This window comes from Haloimpatiens massiliensis, assembly GCF_900184255.1.
Classification (GTDB): domain Bacteria; phylum Bacillota; class Clostridia; order Clostridiales; family Clostridiaceae; genus Haloimpatiens; species Haloimpatiens massiliensis.
The window spans coordinates 70,488-90,069 of the sequence record NZ_LT854634.1 but is presented as its reverse complement, the minus strand read 5'-3'; the positions used below and the strand labels follow the sequence as shown (position 1 = coordinate 90,069).

15 protein-coding genes and 1 pseudogene are annotated in these 19,582 nt (G+C 29.9%); 13 read left to right on the top strand and 3 right to left on the bottom strand.

Features of this window, described 5'->3' with window-relative positions; translation table 11 throughout:
- The first annotated feature begins 37 nt into the window (after positions 1 to 37).
- From C1715_RS00490 to C1715_RS00480, 3 genes are all read left to right on the top strand, one after another.
- Positions 38 to 1,390 carry an amidohydrolase family protein gene (locus C1715_RS00490; RefSeq protein ID WP_102398733.1) on the top strand — a complete coding sequence of 451 codons (1,353 nt, stop codon included), beginning with the start codon at positions 38 to 40 and terminating at the stop codon, positions 1,388 to 1,390.
- 235 nt (positions 1,391 to 1,625) lie between these two features.
- Positions 1,626 to 2,789, top strand: a complete 1,164-nt coding sequence (locus C1715_RS00485) for a M20 family metallopeptidase (RefSeq protein WP_102398732.1) — start codon at positions 1,626 to 1,628, stop codon at positions 2,787 to 2,789.
- Between the two features lie 86 nt (positions 2,790 to 2,875).
- On the top strand, positions 2,876 to 4,090 hold the full coding sequence (locus C1715_RS00480) for a hypothetical protein (RefSeq protein ID WP_102398731.1): 1,215 nt from the start codon (positions 2,876 to 2,878) through the stop codon (positions 4,088 to 4,090).
- Positions 4,091 to 4,574: 484 nt separating this feature from the next.
- Here C1715_RS00480 and C1715_RS00475 read toward each other — a convergent pair whose 3' ends face one another.
- Together C1715_RS00475 and C1715_RS00465 are read right to left on the bottom strand one after the other, a co-directional pair.
- Positions 4,575 to 5,054, bottom strand: coding sequence for a hypothetical protein (locus C1715_RS00475; protein ID WP_102398730.1), 480 nt, complete (start codon positions 5,052 to 5,054; stop codon positions 4,575 to 4,577).
- Positions 5,055 to 5,512: 458 nt separating this feature from the next.
- Positions 5,513 to 6,481 carry a ring-infected erythrocyte surface antigen domain-containing protein gene (locus C1715_RS00465; RefSeq protein ID WP_102398729.1) on the bottom strand — a complete coding sequence of 323 codons (969 nt, stop codon included), beginning with the start codon at positions 6,479 to 6,481 and terminating at the stop codon, positions 5,513 to 5,515.
- A 398-nt stretch (positions 6,482 to 6,879) separates the two neighbouring features.
- Here C1715_RS00465 and C1715_RS00460 point away from each other — a divergent pair, with 398 nt between their 5' ends.
- The gene (locus C1715_RS00460; RefSeq protein ID WP_102398728.1) at positions 6,880 to 7,548 is read left to right on the top strand and encodes a DUF3786 domain-containing protein; all 669 of its coding nucleotides are present in this window, start codon (positions 6,880 to 6,882) and stop codon (positions 7,546 to 7,548) included.
- Positions 7,549 to 7,602: 54 nt separating this feature from the next.
- On the opposite strand, the gene C1715_RS00455 is transcribed toward C1715_RS00460, so the two are convergent.
- Positions 7,603 to 8,979 carry a YjiH family protein gene (locus tag C1715_RS00455; protein WP_102398727.1) on the bottom strand — a complete coding sequence of 459 codons (1,377 nt, stop codon included), beginning with the start codon at positions 8,977 to 8,979 and terminating at the stop codon, positions 7,603 to 7,605.
- Between the two features lie 443 nt (positions 8,980 to 9,422).
- On the opposite strand from C1715_RS00455, the gene C1715_RS00450 reads away from it, so the two are divergent.
- The 9 genes and pseudogenes from C1715_RS00450 (at position 9,423) to C1715_RS00410 (ending at position 19,436) form a co-directional block, all read left to right on the top strand.
- A complete protein-coding gene (locus C1715_RS00450; RefSeq protein WP_180963944.1) occupies positions 9,423 to 10,691 on the top strand; it encodes an efflux RND transporter periplasmic adaptor subunit in 1,269 nt (422 codons plus the stop codon).
- A gap of 81 nt (positions 10,692 to 10,772) precedes the next feature.
- The gene (locus C1715_RS00445) at positions 10,773 to 11,498 is read left to right on the top strand and encodes an ABC transporter ATP-binding protein (protein WP_102398725.1); all 726 of its coding nucleotides are present in this window, start codon (positions 10,773 to 10,775) and stop codon (positions 11,496 to 11,498) included.
- Complete coding sequence (locus tag C1715_RS00440) at positions 11,495 to 12,667, top strand: ABC transporter permease (RefSeq protein ID WP_102398724.1); 1,173 nt, start codon at positions 11,495 to 11,497, stop codon at positions 12,665 to 12,667. Before C1715_RS00445 ends, C1715_RS00440 begins: the two co-directional genes overlap by 4 nt.
- A gap of 445 nt (positions 12,668 to 13,112) precedes the next feature.
- A pseudogene (locus tag C1715_RS00435) lies at positions 13,113 to 13,300 on the top strand (MerR family transcriptional regulator); the annotation flags it as partial.
- Positions 13,278 to 14,447, top strand: coding sequence for an RNA-guided endonuclease InsQ/TnpB family protein (locus C1715_RS00430; protein WP_180963943.1), 1,170 nt, complete (start codon positions 13,278 to 13,280; stop codon positions 14,445 to 14,447). The pseudogene C1715_RS00435 and the gene C1715_RS00430, both read left to right, overlap by 23 nt.
- A gap of 319 nt (positions 14,448 to 14,766) precedes the next feature.
- A complete protein-coding gene (locus C1715_RS00425; RefSeq protein ID WP_102398795.1) occupies positions 14,767 to 15,453 on the top strand; it encodes a response regulator in 687 nt (228 codons plus the stop codon).
- Complete coding sequence (locus C1715_RS00420) at positions 15,443 to 16,933, top strand: sensor histidine kinase (protein WP_102398722.1); 1,491 nt, start codon at positions 15,443 to 15,445, stop codon at positions 16,931 to 16,933. Before C1715_RS00425 ends, C1715_RS00420 begins: the two co-directional genes overlap by 11 nt.
- A gap of 189 nt (positions 16,934 to 17,122) precedes the next feature.
- The gene (locus C1715_RS00415) at positions 17,123 to 17,959 is read left to right on the top strand and encodes a CvfB family protein (protein ID WP_102398721.1); all 837 of its coding nucleotides are present in this window, start codon (positions 17,123 to 17,125) and stop codon (positions 17,957 to 17,959) included.
- A 31-nt stretch (positions 17,960 to 17,990) separates the two neighbouring features.
- Positions 17,991 to 19,436, top strand: coding sequence for a DEAD/DEAH box helicase (locus C1715_RS00410; protein WP_102398720.1), 1,446 nt, complete (start codon positions 17,991 to 17,993; stop codon positions 19,434 to 19,436).
- Positions 19,437 to 19,582: the final 146 nt, after the last annotated feature.

Here is a 19,582-nt window from a genome sequence, read left to right as displayed (position 1 = left end):
TTTGTAAGTTAATAAATATTGAAAGGGGAACTTAGATATGTATGAAAATAAAGTTGGCACACTTCCAGATATATTAGCTTCAGCTAAAAATAATAAATTACATGATCCTATTGGAGAATTACCATGTGGTGGAAGGCTTATATTGAAAGCTGGACTTGTAGTAGATCCTAAAAACAATTTAGAGGAAGTTAAAGATGTTGTTATATATGGAGATAAAATTCAAAGTATAGAAAATGATATAAAGCCAGAAAAGGGTGATAGAGTTATAAATTGCGAAGGGCTTATTGTGGCTCCAGGACTTGTAGATATGCACCTGCATTTAGGAGATTTATTTGAGGTAAGTACAGAACCTATTAAATGTGCAGTAGAAGATGGTGTTACAATAGGACTTTCACCAGGAGCAGGAAATACTTTTATGGCACCAGCTTTATTGGGAGCAGAAGTAGATAGAGGTTTGCCTATAAATATAGGACTTTATTTAGGAGCTGTTAATGTACTTGGAACTATGCTTTCTGTGGAGGAGTTAATACAGCTTTTTAGAGGAGAACTTAATGAGGAAGTATCTATTAGAAAAATGACTAGAAATAGAATAACTAATACTACGGCTCCTTTGACAGTAGGTATTAAAGACCACATGGGACACTTTATAATGAGTGATGAAAATATAGAAAAGATATTTGAAATAACTTCAAAGGCAAAATTAATATATATGTCTCACACTCAAGATCCTGCCCATGCAGAAAGATTAGTTTCATTATCTAAAGGAAGACCAATACATTTAGCTCATGCTACTGCTGCTGGATGTGGAACTCACATGGGTGCAGCAGAAGGAATGGCTAGAGTTATAGAGCTTTGCAAAAATGATCATGTAACTGGAGAGTTTGTAACTACTATGCTAAGAGCAGGAAAAGGCAGTAGGGAAGGACTTCAATTGCCTAAGGAATCACAGAAATTAGCCTATGATGCATTGCATGAAGGAATAGTAAAAGTGTTAATATCAGATGGTCAAAATCAAGCAACTATGAAAGGCTTCGGAGATACTAGAGATAATATACCTGCCATAATTGAATTAAGTGAAATGGGAGTATTGACATTAAAGGATGCGGTAGCTTGTATGACTTGTAATCCAGCTAAATTAATATCAGATAGAACAGGAAATCCATGGTGGGAAGAAGCTATTGGGCACATTGGAGTTGGAGCAAATGCTAATATAACAGTAATGGATCCTAATGATAAGCTTGCTACTTATACTATAGTAAATGGTCAAGTTGTAGCTTTTGAAAATAGACTTGTAAGAAGATCACAAGGTGCAGGTGGCTGGGTAAGTAAGTTTGGAATGGTAAAGAGAACAGGAGTAGGAGATTTAGCTGCTTTCTCTTATATTAAATAATTAACTTAGGCACATTCAAAGAAATAACAAGTCAGTATGCTAGTCTATTTTGCGTCATACTGCGTCATCAGAACCTGCCGATAGTCTAACTATCAACGGAATCTGTTTCCTTGTCAGACACAAAATATACCAGCAGCTTTGACTTGTTATTTATTTTCATGTACCTTAAATGAAGATGTAAAGGTATGAGAGTATTCATACCTTTACATAGTGGCAGCAGATAGGAGAGAAAAATATGTTTAGATCAGATTTAGAATTGAGAGAAGAGGCTTGTAAAATTCTCAAAAAATTAATAAGAACTAAAAGTGTAAATACTCCTGGGGATGAAATGGACGTAGTAAAGTTAATACTTTCTTATTTTGAAGGCTATGATGTAAAACATACAATATTAGACCATGGAAACAATAGAGGATCTTTAATATTAGAAATTCCAGGAGAAGATAATTCATCACCTGTAGCATTTATAGGTCACATAGATACTGTACCTATAGGTGATGAAGGGGCATGGAAATATTCACCTTTTCAGGGGGTTGTAGAAGGAGATTACATGTACGGAAGAGGCACTTCAGACATGAAGGGTGGAGTATGTGCAATGATTCTTACAGCTAAGTATTTATTACAAAACAAGATTTTACCTCCTAGAAAGATATATTTTTGTTTTACAGCAGATGAAGAAAAAGATGGCATGGGAATAATGGCAATAAAAAAAGCTGGTATTATAAATGATGTAAAAGAAATAATAATAACTGAACCTTCATGCCTTAAACTTGGAATATGTGAAAAGGGAGCTTTATGGTTAAATATAAAAGTTAGAGGAAAGGAAGCACATGCATCTATGCCGCACTTAGGTATAAACGCCATTGAAATTATGGTTGAATTTATAAAAAGATTAAAAGAAAGCATAGATATGGATTCTTTTAATAAATATCTTGGACATTCAACAGTTGCTGTAACCAAAATAGAGGGAGGAGTAAAGACAAACATTATTCCTGCTTTTGCTGAGGCTTCTGTAGATATAAGAGCTATTCCAGGAATAATTAATCAGGAAGTATTAGAAAAAGCTGAAGAAATAGCAAAGAGTTTAATAAAAGAAAAAGATGTTTCTATAGAATTAGAAGTGGAAAATAACAGACCAGCATTAGAGATCGAGGAAGAACACGAATTTTTAAATAAGTTTAAAGATATATATAATAATTTGAATTATAAATTGGATTACAAGGGCATAAATTTTTATACGGATGCATCTCAAATTATACCGGATTTAGACATGCCTTTTGTAATATTAGGGCCTGGCGATGATTCATTGGCTCATCAAAGAAATGAGAGAATAGAGATATCAACTATACCAAAAGCTGTAGAAATATATATAAATTATATAATGTATCATGTGAAAAAATAGGTTATACAGTTTTAATACTATATTTTTCAGTAAGAAATATATGAATTATATAATGTAACATGAAAAAATAGTAGGAGGTAAATTTTATGGGTAGTAACGATAATAAGGCTTGTGATAGATTTTTAAGTAAACCCGTGGGTTCGCATATAGGATTTTTAATAACTATTGCTTTTGCCTTTGCTTTATATTTTGGTCTTGTAAATATAAAAGTAGTTGGGCAATGGTTCCCATATAATGAAGTGGTTAGCAATGCTGATAGCAGTATATTTTATAAATTTATATGGTGCATAATGAATTTTACAGAAGCAGAGTTTTTTGCAGGAGTTATGGCATCTTTAGGAATAATAGTTGGAGGATTTATTGCTTGGAGACTGGATGTAAAGGATTCAAAATATGCAGGATTTAATGTATGTTATGGTACAAATCAATTTCCTTGGGTATTTGCATCACAGGTACTATCAGTATTTATAGCAGTTTTTGTTTTAAATTATACTCATTTATTTGCAGGAGGAAAGTATACATGGCTTCCAACTTTTATAACAATAGTGGGAGTTCCACCGGCTATAATGCTTCTTTATGGTCCTAGTATAAAGGCTTTGTTTACAGGTTCCATTTTAGGAGGACTTTTATCATTCCCAATAGCTTTTTGGATAATGACAAAAATAATACCTGTGTTAAATGTGCCAGGAGTGGTTTCTAATGTATTAACTATGGCTATTACAGGTATAGTAGTTATAGAAATATGTGAGGCACTGCCATGGATGGAGAAAAAGCCATGCAAACCTATAAAGAGAAAAAAAGTAAGCTTAAGTGATGAAGAAAAGTTAAAATCTATGTCTAAACCTACTTGGTTTATTAGAAGGGTTTTAGCAGATTTTTCAGAAGCGCAATTCTATGGTAATGAAATTCCAGGATTATTAGCAATATTGGGTGTAAGTATAGATTGGATATTGAATTCTGGACATGCTGCTTATGGTTCAGGAACAGTGCCAGCTATACTTCTATCACAAATAATAGGTTCAGCAGTAGGTGTGTACATATATTTTAATAAATATTACAAAACTGGTTGGTATGCTACTTTTGTACCTGTAGTTAGCGTAGGGCCTGCCTGTGTACTTATGTTTGGCGCTAGTATACCAGTAGCAGTACTTTCAGGAGTTCTAGGTGCAATAATAGGACCTCCACTTGCTGAATATTTAGTTAAAAAGTTGCCTTCAGAGCTTCATCCAACTGTAGGAAATGTAACTTCTATGGCAGCAACTACGATAATAGTATCTACTGTAATGGCTGTTATATTCTAGAAAAACTACATTGTAAATAGCATATTATGATTATCTCACAAAAAGTATTAAATTTTATTGTTACGAGCTCTTATGTAAGTCATAGAGGAGAAATTTTATAATTCCACCACATTGTATCTTTTTTGCTCTAATCATATTAGGCACATTCAAATAAATAACAAGTCAGTATGCTAGTCTATTTTGCGTCATACTGCGTCAGCAGAACCCGCCGATAGTTTTACTAGCGACGAAACCTATTTCCTTGTCTGACACAAAATATACCTGCATCTTTGACTTGTTATTTATTTTCATGTACCTTATAGATTTAGTAATACTCAATAAATATATATTTTCTAGAATAATTTATGTGTAATTAAAATTAGAAACGGTTCATTATTTATACTAAATTAAAGTATAAATAATGAACCGTCATTAGTTTCTCATGACAATATATTTAAATAAATGTAACGAGCTTTACTAGATTTGCTCTTGTATATGCACTCTTTTAGCATGGATGGGTGTAGTTTGCAATGATTTTAACTCTTAAATCTAGTGGTGAACATAGATCATTGTCAGGAAGAATAAAGCTAAATCTTCTATTGGTATTTACACATGGTGAACTTGGGTTAGAAGATTTATTTTTGTCATATATTAAATTGTCTTCTTGTGTACTGCAAGGACATCCTTGACCTAAAGTGAATGTTTGAGATTTAAATGCTAATACTGTATTGCATTTGTCCAAAATTATACATCCTACAGTTAATTCATGGCCAGGGCATACATTCTTTAAGCAAACATTTACTTCCAATAATCTTGATGCACCAGCCACGTTAGTAGGATCTAGTGTAGCACTTTTACAAAGCTCGCATGGATCAAAGTGAATACAATTATTTCCGTCGGATTTATTACAAAAATCTGAAATAGTACATGGTTTTATATTAGGAAAACTTTTGTTTTCACTATTTTCTTCAAAAACTTTATTCATATAATAACCTCCCTATTATTGNATAACTACTGGAAGCCACTAAATGAGATAGATATTTTAACTAATGCGGGCAATATGCCTGCTAAGTGGCAATTACTTATTTACCTTGGTCAACAAACAATATTAAAGATGCAAACTGAAAATTCTGCTTAATTTAGTTGTAAAGTAAATATGGGATATTTATTAACCACTACGTGAATAACTCAATGTAGAGATTACTAATATCAAAAATTTTCCTTCACTCAAAAGGATTTTTTGTCATGCCTAAAATTCGTTATTTCATCTTCAAATCACAAAGTATTTTATTATTCTGCGTCCTTCGGGCAAAACATTTTTAAACTTAGCTTTTTCATATTTCACTTTACACTATCTTATTGATTAAATCAGATAAAACTAGGTGTCCATAATTATATTATATTAATAGGGTTTATATAAGGTTACTATATATTTTTTAGCTCTTATTTAAGATGTTCTTCGCTAGTATTCATGTCGTACTCTATATTTATATTTATGGAGTTTTCATTTTGTTCTTTTGAAGCACTTTTTAAAGAAGTATCTATAATTTCAGCGGGAATTTGCAAATTACTTTTTAAAGAGGTATCTGTATTTTCTATAGGAATTTGCAAATTGTTTTTTAAAGAAGTATCTGTATTTTCTATAGGAATTTGCAAATTACTTTTTAAAGAGGTATCTGTATTTTCTATAGGAATTTGCGAGTTATTTTTTAAAGAAGTATCTGTATTTTCTATAGGAATTTGCGAGTTACTTTTTAAAGAGGTATCTATATTTTCTATAGGAATTTGCGAATTATTTTTTAAAGAAGTATCTATATTTTCTATAGGAATTTGCGAATTATTTTTTAAAGAGGTATCTATATTTTCTATAGGAATTTGCGAATTATTTTTTAAAGAAGTATCTATATTTTCTATATGTGTTTGTAAATTATCTTTTGAAGAGACATTGATATTTTCTTTAGATGAGTTATTGTTATTTAAAACTGTACATATTAGCATTAATGCTGATATGGAAAAGCTTTTTTTGTTTATACGATTAATAAAAGCTTCTTCAATAAATATAGCAGGTGTTAAACTAGTAATATTAATATTTTCTACAGGCAAAATTTCTGATAGTGGCCTACTAAATTCTGTATAGTAAATATTTTTTGAATATAAGTTGGATTTGAAAAATATCCTTGAATTTAAGAGCCCTTCAATAAAAATTTTATTTTTGCCATGAGTAAATATATGTTTCCAATTGCTAATTTCTGCATTAAGTGAAAGTTCTAGTATCAGCTGTATGTTGGGCTTATTTTCAGGGAGAGTTATATGATAGGATTTACAAATTTCTCTGCAGGGATATTGGATATTATAATTATTTAATTGTTTTTGAGATATTAATCCATTTATTTTTATAGTGGTATTTTCCATGTAAATACTCCTTTCCTATTGAATCTTTGTATAGTTAAATATGTATGTATAATGGTTTTTAATATAAAATTTTAAATTTTGCTATGTAGTTGTATATTACCAATTAAAGTTTAATGAGTCTTTACTACTATTTTATGCTATGAATCTGATATAATATGTGTTACTAGGCTAATAGAATATTTGAAAGTTGATATTAATATTAAAAAATAGTATATGATTAAACCATAACAAGGTATAATGTGGTGAATTATTAAATTTAAATAGTTCCTTTGCTTCTTATGCAAGTCATTACAGAGAAATTTCATAATTCAAGTAATTTAATATTTTTGTGGGATAATCAGTATATTAATATTGAATATGACAAAGAAAGGTATGGTAATATTAATGGGGGTGATCATATGACAGCGTCAAGGAATACTGATAATAGACAGGGTAGGGTTCCTTATGAATATATTCAAAATATATTTAAAATGCAGGAGCCTAAGAAAATGGAGAAACTTACAGGTGCAACATATGATGAGAAAAGAAAGACTTTTAAATTAAGGCTTATGGGAAAAAATTACTACATAAAGTATCCATCGGCAGATACTTTTAATGAAGCTGGACAAGAGATAAAAGGATATACCATTAAAACTATATTTTTAAGATATTTAGTAAATGGAAAAGGTATCCCGCCTACAGGAAAAGATATAACGTATAAAGAAATACCAGGAGGACATACTTATTATCCTAATTTTAGTAGCAGAACCATTGCAAAGCTGGCTAAAGTATTTGGAGACAAATTAGAGTTTTTACAAGAGGTTTTCGAAAAAATGGGAGCTCAGAGAGTAAAAAATGGAGATATGGCATATAGGTTTGAATTTATAAATAATGTGTATATGACTTTTATAGTTTGGCAAGGTGATGAGGAATTTTCAAGTTCTGCAAATATTTTATTTGATAATAATATTATATACTACTTTAATGCAGAGGATTTAGCTGTAGTAGGAGAGGTGGCAATAGAAATAGTAAGAAATGGAGGAGAACTTCCTAAGGGTATGACGCTCTACGAATACGAAGATAAGTAAGGAACGGTTCATTAATTTTATTATATAAAATTAATGAACCGTTCCTTGCTTGCATTAGAATATAATATGTGCGATAACAGATATAATTGGAAGTGTTATCAAAGTTCTTTCTATAAATATTATAAATAGTTCCTTAAAATTCACAGGTATTTTGGAACCAATTAGTAATCCACCTACTTCAGACATATAAATAAGTTGAGTTACAGAAACTGCAGCTATTATAAAAAGTGTAATAGGACTTTTTATAGTACTTGCAGCTATTACTGATGGAAGAAACATATCAGCAAAGCCTACAACTAATGTGGAGGAGGCAGCTTGTGCTTCTGGGATTTGTAATAGCTGAAGTAATGGTATAAATGGCATGCCTAGCCATTTAAAGATTGGAGTGTATTCAGCTAATATAAGAGCTATAGTACCCATAGCCATGACTATGGGAGTAACTCCAAGCCACATGTCGAAAACATTTTTAAATCCATCTGTTAAAAATTTACGTACATTAGTATTTCTTCGAGCCTTTTCTATTGACTGTTCAAAGCCCCAACTTAGTGCAGAATAACCTTCAGGAATAACCTCGCTAGAGGAGTTGTTATTATTATTAAAATAAGTATCAGATTTTCTAGAAAGAGGTGGTATTCTTGGAGTTATTACAGCGGCCGCTATGCCTGATAATGTTACTGTAAGATAAAATGGAAGAAACATATGACCGAGTCCAACTTGTGAAATAACAACTAAACAAAATGTTATAGATACTGCGGAAAAGGAAGTGCCAATTATGGCTGCTTCTCTTTTTGAGTAATATCCCTCTTCATATTGCTTGCTTGTTAAAAGCACTCCTATAGTACCGTCTCCAAGCCATGAGGTTATACAGTCTATTGAGGAACGACCAGGTAGATTGAAAATAGGTCTCATTATTTTAGTTAGTAAAGTACCGAAAAATTCTAGTAGACCAAAATCTAATATTAATGGTAGTAATAATCCTGCAAATAAAAACACTGCAAATAAAATAGGAAGTAAGCTATATAGTAAAAGACCACCAGTATTTTCAGAATATATAATTTTGCTACCTAATTTAAAAAACGTGCATATAGCTAGAAGCATGCCTATAATTCTAGAGATAACCCAAAGGGGTGTAACATCTAAAAGTTTTTTTAAGTAATCATTATTCATTAGGAAACTTGGCTTGAATATTTTTATAATTAGGGTAAAAACACATGATGAGGTTATAAGTATTGTCATTATTAATGGTAAATAGTTTTCTAATGAAGTTTGTATAAATTTAGAGAGAAAAGCAATAGGAATTGTGACTTCTCCTTCTAGTGGAATTGGTGTCATAAATAATAATATGCCAGTTATTGATGGAAATATAAATTTAAGCAAATCCTTTAACGAATATTTTCTTTTTATATTATTTTTATTCATTGAATTCTTCATAAAAAACCTCCTTATTATAATGCCATGCATGGCATTAATATTTATACAGCATTTTTTATAATAATACAAAAATGATTATTTTGCAATAAGTTTTAAAACATAATTTGATTATTCCCCAAAAGGCATTACATTACTTGAATTATGAAATTTCTCTGGAATGACTTTCATAAGAAGCGAAGGAACTGTTTAAATTTAATTTATATTTTGTTAACAAAGTTGTCACTTAAGTGTCACTGTGTACAAGTAATATATGTTTATCTGATAGATACTTAACGTAATGTGTCTATTTCTTTAAATATATAAAGTAAGATTATTATGTTATGTATTGGACAGTTTTTTAGATTAAGGAGAGTAGTGTTTTTATTAAGTAATTTTTTGCTAAAGCTAAAAATAATTTAGTTAGATTCTTTAAAAATGTCTTTGAAAAATGAGGAGGGAAAATGGTGAGTAAAAAAATATCAAAAATAGTTTTTATAAGTGTAGTTGTAATAATTATTGCAGTAGCAGGATGGTGGATATTTAACAAATATAGTAAAGGAAAGAAAGTATCAGTAAATACAAAGTATATAACAGCAACTGCAGCAAAGAGAGATATAAAAGTAAGTGTACAGGGAACAGGAACCGTATTTGCAGATGTTACTAAAGAAATAGTTACTAATAATAATGGTGAAATAAAAGATTTAACTGTTAAAGTTGGAGATAGGGTAAAGAAAGGGCAAGTCATATGTAGAGTTGAAAGTGAGCAGCTAAGGCAACAAATTAGTAATGCTGAAATTAATTTACAAAAACAAAAACTTCAATTGGAGAAAGCTAAGACGGATGAGAAAATTAATTTACAAAACTTACTTGTAAATGAAGCGCAGAAGGATCTAGATTATGCCAATAGTCAAATGAATAAAGCTGTTCTTACGTCACCTATAGATGGAGTAGTAGTGGAAAGAAATAATAACAGTGGAGATGATGTTCAAAGTGGTAAAACAATAATTTCCATAATGGATCCAACATCATTAAAGATTAAGTCATCTATAGATGAATTGGATATTTCTAAAGTGAAAAAAGATCAAAAAGTTCAGATAAGTGCTAGTGCTGTTGAAGACAAGGTATATGAGGGAGTAGTTGATTTTATATCAGAAACAGGAACAAATAATAATAATGTAACAAAATACGATGTTATAATATCTATGAAAAATTATGAAGAATTGAAAATTGGAATGAATGTTAATGTGGATATATTAGTTAATAGTAAACAAGATGCTTTGGTAGTTCCCGCAGAAGCATTAATAGAGAAGAATGGTAAAAAATATATCATGACTGCTGATAGTAATAATATCAATAGTAGTGATGATAGCAATAATAGTAATAATAAGAATACCAATAATGATAATAAAGTCAACACTGACGAAACAGAAGCTAATAGAAAAAATGAAAATAATGTAAGTTCCAAGGAAAAACAAAGTGGTCAAATAAGTAATAGAACAAATAGAAAAAGCGAAATATCAAGTTATGATAATTTAGTAGAAGTAAAAACAGGGCTAGAAAATGAAAATTATATAGAAATTTTAGAAGGAATAAATGCAGGTCAAAAAATTCTCATAGCATTACCTGAAAGTAATAATACGAATACTACCAATATGAGGAGCAACTTTGGAGGTATGGGTAATAAAATGGATATGCCTGGTATGTCTAGTGGAAGGTCATCAAGAAGTAAATAAAGATGGCTGTAGTAGTAATAAATAAAAATCTTAACAGTTGATCTACCAGTTGTAGTGTCGGTTAAAGGGAGGTAGTACTGTATGAATAAAAATATTGAAGAGAAATATGTTATAAAAATGAACAATATATGTAAATATTATAAAATGGGAAAAGGAGAATATAAAGCATTAGAAAATATAGATTTAAATATTAAGAAGGGAGAATTTGTTGCTATAGTTGGTTCCTCAGGAGCTGGAAAAACTACTTTAATGAATATTATAGGATGTTTAGATATACCTACAAAAGGAGAGTATATATTAGATGGTCTAAATACACAGTGTAGTGATGATAAATTAGCTGAAATTAGAAATAACAAAATAGGATTCATATTTCAAAATTATAGTTTGTTACCTAAATTAAGTGTACTAGAAAATGTTGAATTACCTTTAATTTATTTGGGATTAAGTGAAAAAGAAATTAGAGAAAAATCAGAGAGCTGTTTGACAAAGGTGGGATTGAATACTCATATTAAGCACAAACCATCAGAATTGTCTGGCGGACAAATGCAGAGAGTTGCTATAGCAAGAGCACTAGTTACAAATCCTCAAATTATTTTGGCAGATGAGCCTACTGGAGCTCTTGATAGCAAAACTGGAGAAGAAGTATTAAAGATGTTAAAGAACCTAAATGAAGAGGGAAATACTATAATTTTGATTACTCATGATAAAGAAATTGCCAATAAGGCAAAAAGAATTATAACCATAAAAGATGGAAAAATAGTATTAGATGTTTTAAACCAGAGCCTAAGTAAAGAGGTGAGCCTATGAAGATAACTAGACTTTTTAAAATGGCTATAAAGTCCATATGGTCCAATAAAATGAGGTCTTTCTTAACTATGCTAGGTATAATTATTGGTATTTCATCTGTAATAGTACTTGTAGGCATAGGGGAAGGAACTAAGCAGCAAGTACAATCTCAAATAGAAAAACTTGGAACAAATTTAATAACAGTTAATATAGTAGGTAAAAGAACAAAAAGTTTTGCAGATGAAGAAATAGATGAATTAAAAAGTAAACCTGGAATAAAAGAAATTGCCCCTACACTTACGCAAAATAATATAGATGTTAAGGCAGGAAGTAAATCAACAAATACAACAGTGGAAGCATCTACACCAGAATATTCTAACATAAGGAAGACATATGTAAGTTACGGTAGATTTCTCAATAAAAGGGATATAGACAATAGATACAAAGTTGCGGTTATAGGAATAGATACAGCAAATGATTTATTTGGAACAACAAATGTAATTGGGAAAGTTGTAAATATAAATGGGATTAATTTTTCTATAGTAGGAGTATTAGAAGCTCAGGGCAGTAGCATGGGTGGTTCTGGTGATGATAAAATAATATTGCCTATAAGCACTGCTCAGCGATTATTTGAGAATACTGACATTAAAACTTTTTATGTAGAAGCAACGGATAAAGATAAAGTAAGTGAAGCTATGAGTTATTTACAATTGTTTTTGAACAAAAAGTTTAATAATGATACAGATAGTTATAGACTATTTGATCAAACCAGTTTGCTTAGTACGGCAAATGAAACAAATAGTAGTATGACAATGATGCTTACTGGTATTGCAGCAATATCACTTATTGTAGGTGGTATAGGTATTATGAATATAATGCTTGTATCAGTTATAGAGAGAACAAGAGAAATTGGAATAAGAAAAGCCATAGGGGCTAAGAGAAGAATTATATTATTACAATTCTTAATGGAATCTGCTATAATAAGCTGTTTAGGTGGAATAATAGGAGTATTAACAGGATTTTTAATAGCTTATTTTGCACAAACTGTTCTTAAAATGACTGTTGTGATATCAAGTAGTGTAGTTATGGGAGCTGTTGCTTTTTCAGTATTTGTTGGAATATTGTTTGGAATGTATCCTGCAAGCAAAGCCTCTAAATTAAATCCTATAGAAGCTCTTAGATTTGAATAAAATAGATTTATTCCTCTGCGAGGTATTTCGTAGAGGAATTTTCTAATATTCCATGTGAATTATAATTAATATAGTATAAAATAGCAGTATATTGAGAAAGAATTATAGGAAATTGTAGAGTAGGAAAGAGGTAAAAAGTAAGAAGTAAGAGTTAAAAGGTAAGAACTAATAGGTAAAAGATGAGAGTTCCTTTAAAAAATTCAGCAAGGCTGAATTTTCGGCACAACTATTACTTACAAATTAATTATAAAAAACTCTTTGAGTTTTATCCTTAACTCTTACTTCTTACTTTTTAGTTCTTACCTCTTACCTATTACTTATCTGTAAATTTCAAATTATAGTTAATTTCTAAAGGAGGATATCTTTAGTTACTAAAAGTATATACAAATGTACTTAGAAATAGTAAAATGCACTCATGAAAAGGAAGTGAGTACATTTGAAGAATATTAACTATAAACCAAATGAATTTGCAGAATTAATTAATGTATCAGTTAGAACATTACAAAGATGGGATAACGAAGGAATATTAAAAGCATTTAGAACACCAACAAATAGGACATATTATACTTATAAGCAATACAAAGAAAATATAAGAAAAAGATAAAGGAAGATGAAGAAGTTGAAAAAAGCATACAAAATAGAAATTAAACCAACAGAAGAACAGATAACTAAAATTCATAAAACTATTGGTGTAAGTAGGTTCATATACAATTTTTATATTGCTCATAATAAAAAAGTTTACGAAAAAGAGAAAAAATTTATTAGTGGTATGGATTTTTCTAAATGGCTTAATAATGAGTATATTCCTAATAATACCGATAAAATTTGGATTAAAGAAGTATCCTCTAAAGCTACCAAACGAGCAATCATGAATAGTGAGAAAGCTTTTAAAAAATTTTTTGATGGTAAAGCAAGTTTCCCTAAATTTAAGAAAAAGAAAAATCAAGATGTTAAAGCTTACTTTCCAAAGAACAATAAAACAGATTGGACTATTGAAAGACATAGAGTTAAAGTTCCAACTTTAGGTTGGATTAGATTAAAAGAATTTGGATACATTCCAGTTAACTCCATAGTTAAAAGTGGTACAGTAAGTCAAAAAGCAGATAGATATTTTGTTTCAATTTTAGTTGAAGAAGCTATTAAATTAGACAATAAATCTTATTCAGAAGGAATAGGCGTAGACCTTGGACTAAAGAATTTTGCAATTTGTAATAATGGTTTATCTAAAAAGAATATTAACAAAACTAAAACAGTTAAAAAAGAAGAAAAGAAACTAATACGTGAGCAAAGAAAACTTTCAAGGAAATATGAAAGTTTAAAATTAAGAAATAAAAAAGAGAAAGGAGAAGCTACTCGTCAAAATATCCAAAAACAAATAGTCAAGGTACAAAAACTTCATCAAAGACTTACAAATATAAGAACTGATTATATAAATAAAACAGTGAATGAGTTAATAAAACAAAAACCAAGTTTTATAACTATCGAAGATTTAAATGTAAGTGGAATGATGAAGAATAAACATTTAGCTAAAGCGGTTGCTGGGCAAAAGTTTTATGAATTTAGAACTAAACTTATTTCAAAAGCTAAACAAAATGGCATTGAGATAAGAATAGTTGATAGATTCTATCCAAGTAGTAAAATGTGTAGCTGTTGTGGAGCATATAAGAAAGATTTAAAACTATCTGATAGAGTTTATAAATGCAGTTGTGGGCTTTCTATTGATAGAGATTTAAATGCTTCAATCAATTTAGCCAATGCTAAAGAATATAAGATAGCTTAATTAAACAAGCACTTATATGTGTACCCAAGGCTATTTGGGGAATTAACGACTGTGGAGTGCTATACAAACTGTAGTAGCTTAGGCAAGGCAGAGTACGTTGAAACAGTAAAAATCTCAATATGGATACATTTGACCATATTTTGAGTAGCAGATTTAATCTTCATATTAAATTTTATATTTTTATTTTATAACTGCGAAATTTGAATAATTAACAAATTAAGAGTAATTAATAAATTGCTAAATAGTTAATATAATTGCTTTTGTATATGCAAAAGCAGAAATTCAGTGTAGAACTAGATATAACATGGGGAGTGAATTTATTATGGATACTATTCTTATAGTGGACGATGAGGAAAGAATTAGAAAACTTATTGCAGCATATTTAAAAAAAGATAATTACAATACAATGGAAGCAGAAAATGGAATGGATGCTATAAAGATTTTAAAAGAAAATCATATTAAGCTTATGATATTAGATGTTATGATGCCTGTAATGGATGGATGGACGGTATTAAATGAGGTAAGAAAATTTTCTAATATACCAGTTATTATGCTTACAGCAAAATCTGAAGAGGAGGATACTTTATTGGCATTTGAATTGGGAACAGATATTTATTTAACTAAACCATTTAGTCCAAAGGTACTGGTTGCTAATGTGAAGGCTTCCTTAAAGAGAAGTTATAATTGTCAGGGTAACAATAATAAGGTATGTGCATTCGAAGGTATTCACATAGATAAGAATTCTCATAGAGTAACTATTGATGAAAAGGAGATAAATCTTTTACCTAAGGAATTTCAACTGCTAGTTTATTTTATGGATAATAATAGACTGGTGCTTACAAGAGAACAGATATTAAATGCTGTTTGGGGAAATGACTATTATGGGGATTTGAGAACTGTGGATACGCATATTAGACGACTAAGGGAGAAACTTGGTACAAGAGCCTATGCAATATCTACCATAAGGGGATATGGGTATAAATTCGAGGTGAAAAATGAAGGTTAAAAAGAGTATATCAAAACAACTTTTTATCATAACATCTTTATTATTTGTAGTTTTTATTATTATAATATTAATTACTCAAACTTTATTCTTTCAAAAATTTTATGTAAATAAGAAAAAAAGGGATATACAGGCGGTTGTAAGTGATTTTAAAGAAGAATATAAAAAAATTAACACCAGTGAGGAAATTGAAGATTTGATAGAAAAGTATCATATGAATACTAGGGTAGAAATTAGTATTTTACAATCTTCAGGAAATATACAAATGTATTTAAGAAGAGAATATTTAAAGCCGGAAAAAATGAAAACAATGTATATGAATGAATTTATAAATAATTGGGTACCTAATATTTATAGATTCCAAGAAATTATGGATAAGAATAAGAGTGAGATTTATTTAGAACCTCTAAAAGAAAAAGAAGTTCCTAGGAAAAATATAGTTTGTATATCACCAATTAAAGAAAAAAATCAAATTATATTTGGATTTGATTCACTAGAACCAGTAAATGAGGCTGTGTCTGTAATAAAGGAATTCTATTTATATTTTTTTATAGTTGCAATTTTACTTATAATAGTTACTTCTTTGATTTATTCTAATATTATAACTAAGCCTTTAGTACAAATAAATAAAACTGCCTTAAAAATGGCTGAATTAGATTTTAATGAAAAATGCATGGTGAAAAGTGAAAATGAAATAGGAAGTCTTGCTACTACACTGAATTTTTTGTCTTACAATTTACAAAAGGCTTTGACATCTTTAAAAGAAGCAAATGCAAAATTAGAAGAAGATATTGAAAAGGAAAGGCAACTGGAAAAAATGAGAAGAGAATTCGTAGCTGCGGTTTCTCATGAACTTAAGACACCTATAACATTAATAGAAGGATATGCAGAAGGTATTAAAGATAATGTGTTTGATGATGAAGACAAGGACTATTATATTGATGTAATAATGGACGAATCTAAAAAAATGACAGGGTTAATTAATGACATGCTTGATTTGTCTTTACTGGAATGTGGGAATTTTAAGTTAGTTAAAGAGAAATTTTTCATAGAGCAGCTAATTAAGTCCACTATAAAAAGATTTTGGGGTATTGTGAAGGATAAAAACATTAATATTCAATGCAATTTAATTGATAATATAGAAGTATATGCGGATTGGAACAGAATAGAACAGGTGGTATATAATATATTGACTAATGCCATAAGACATACTGGAGAAAAAGATACTATTTTTGTGAATATGGTAAAACTAAATGAAAAGATTAAGATAGAGATAGAAAATGAAGGGGAACATATTGAAAAAGAAGAGCTGGATAGGATATGGGATAAATTCTATAAAGTTGATAAATCTAGAAGTAGAAAATTGGGAGGTACGGGCATAGGACTTGCGGTAGTGAAAAACATTATAGTTTTACATGGAGGAGAATGTGGTGTAGAGAACACTCAAAGAGGAGTTAAGTTTTATTTTATATTACCATTGTAGTTTAACTAATAAAATTGCATATAATTTCAAATAATATTAATATAATTATAAACTTACCTAAAAAATAGAAGGAAATACAGTAATAACTGTGGTAAAATGAAAAAAGTACAAATTGATATAAAGCATTAATACAAGTTAAAAATTAATGGTAATATAAATATCAAAATATAAAGTTAAGGAAGGGTTAGTATGATCGAATTAGGAAAGATACAAAATCTAGAGGTGATTAGAATTACTCCTATAGGAGTATATTTGAATTCAAAAGAAAATAAAAGTGAAGATGACATTTTACTTCCTCAAAAACAAGTACCAGAGGGAACTGAGGTAGGAGACGAAATAGAGGTATTTGTTTATAGGGATTCGGAGGATAGATTAATATCTACTATAAGAAAGCCTAAAATAAATTTGGGAGAAGTGGCATTACTTAAGGTAGTACAGGAGACAAAAATAGGTGCATTTTTGGATTGGGGTTTAGAAAAGGATTTATTTTTACCTTTTAATGAACAAACTACTAGTGTAAAAGTGGGCAGAGAGTATTTAGTTTATTTATATATAGATAAAAGTGATAGATTGTGTGCATCTATGAGAATTTATAAAAGACTTGCTAGTGATTCACCATATAAGGAAGATGACAAGGTTAAGGGAACAATATACAGTATAAAGGATGACTTAGGTGCATTTGTGGCAGTGGATAATAAGTATCAAGGAATGATACCTAAAGATGAATTTTATGGTGAGTACAGATACGGAGATGAAATTGAAGCTAGGGTGGTAAAAGTTAAAGAGGACGGAAAATTAGATTTAAGTCTTAGGGAAAAAGCCTATAAGCAAATGGATGAAGATGCAGAGGTGATTTTAGAAAAGTTAAAAAATAACGGTGGAATGCTTAACTTAAACGATGGAAGCGATCCAGAGGAAATAAAGGAAGAATTAAATATGAGTAAAAAAGCTTTTAAAAGAGCTATAGGAAGGCTATTAAAAGAAAAAAGAATCCAGTTTATAGAAAATGGAATTAAATTAGTTTAAATTTTATACAGGAAAACGAGGGTTATAAAAAATGCATAAATGTAGTTTTAAAGATTTTCATCTAGATGAAAACATATTGAAATCTATAGAAAAATTAGGCTATATAAATCCGTCACCTGTACAGGAGAAAGTGATTCCCTTTGCACTTAAAAACAATGATATTATAGTTAAATCTGAAACAGGAAGTGGAAAAACAGCAGCTTTTGCTATACCTATTTGTCAGAAGGTAGAAGTAGAGGAGGTGAATCCTCAAGCATTGGTACTTACGCCCACAAGAGAATTGGCAGTACAGTTGAAAGAAGAGATTTATAACATTGGAAGATTCAAAAGAATAAGATGTGCTGCTATATATGGAAAACAGCCTATGGAAGTACAGAAGAGACAATTGAAACAAAGGGTTCATGTGGTAGTTGGCACGCCAGGTAGAACAATAGACCATATAGAGCGGGGAACTTTAAATTTAGAAGAAGTCAGATACCTAGTTATTGACGAAGCAGATGAGATGCTAAATATGGGATTTATATCTCAAGTAGAATCTATAATAAAAGTAGTGCCTAGAAATAGAGTAACCATGCTATTTTCTGCAACTATGTCGGAGAAAATTCAAAATTTGTGTGATAAGTATATGCATAATGCTGAAAATATAGATATTAATCCAGAAAATATTACTGTGGATAAGATAAATGAAGAGTATTACATAGTTGAAGAAGATAAAAAACTTAATGCTTTAAATAGTATAATTTATACCAAAAGACCTGAAAAATGTATTTTGTTTTGTAATACTAGAGAAAAGGTTGATGAGTTGGTTAGAAGTATGAAAAAACAAGGATATTATGCTAGAAAGTTGCACGGAGGCATGGAACAGAAGGATAGATTAGAAGTAATTGAAAGCTATAAAAGGGGAAAAATCCAATTTTTGGTAGCTACAGATGTAGCAGCTAGAGGAATACATATAGAAGATGTAACGCATGTTATAAATTATGATGTGCCTGTAGAGAAGGAAAGCTATGTTCATAGGATTGGAAGAACGGGAAGAGCAGGAAGTACAGGTACAGCTATAACTTTTGTGTGTTCTTATGATAAGAAACTTTTAGAGGATATAGAAGAGTATTTAGGATATAAGATACCTAAAAAAGAAATGCCATCTAGGGGAGAAGTTATAAAAGGAGAAGAAATTTTTAAACAATCACTTAAAAACAGACCTGAGCCAAAGCCTAGCAAAAATATCAAACTTAATAAGGAAATTACCAAGATATATATAAGTGCGGGAAAAAAGAAGAAGATAAGACCTGGAGATATTGTTGGTGCTATTACTAATATAAATGGAATTAATGCAGAGGATGTAGGAATTATTGATATACAAGATGGCTTCTCTTATGTGGACATATTAGGAGGAAAGGGCTCTATAGTGCTTAAATCTGCTGAAAATATGAAAATAAAGGGTAAAAGCGTTAGAGTACAGAGAGCTGTTAAGTAAGAAAATTGTGATGTTGTCACAATTTTCAGTGGGCTAGTGGGCCAGTGTGCTAGAGGTCTAGTGAAGGATAATTTTTCTTCATTGCATTACGAAAAATTTTAGAATGTAAAAAAGATAGCTAACATAATTTCACGTTGTGAAATTAT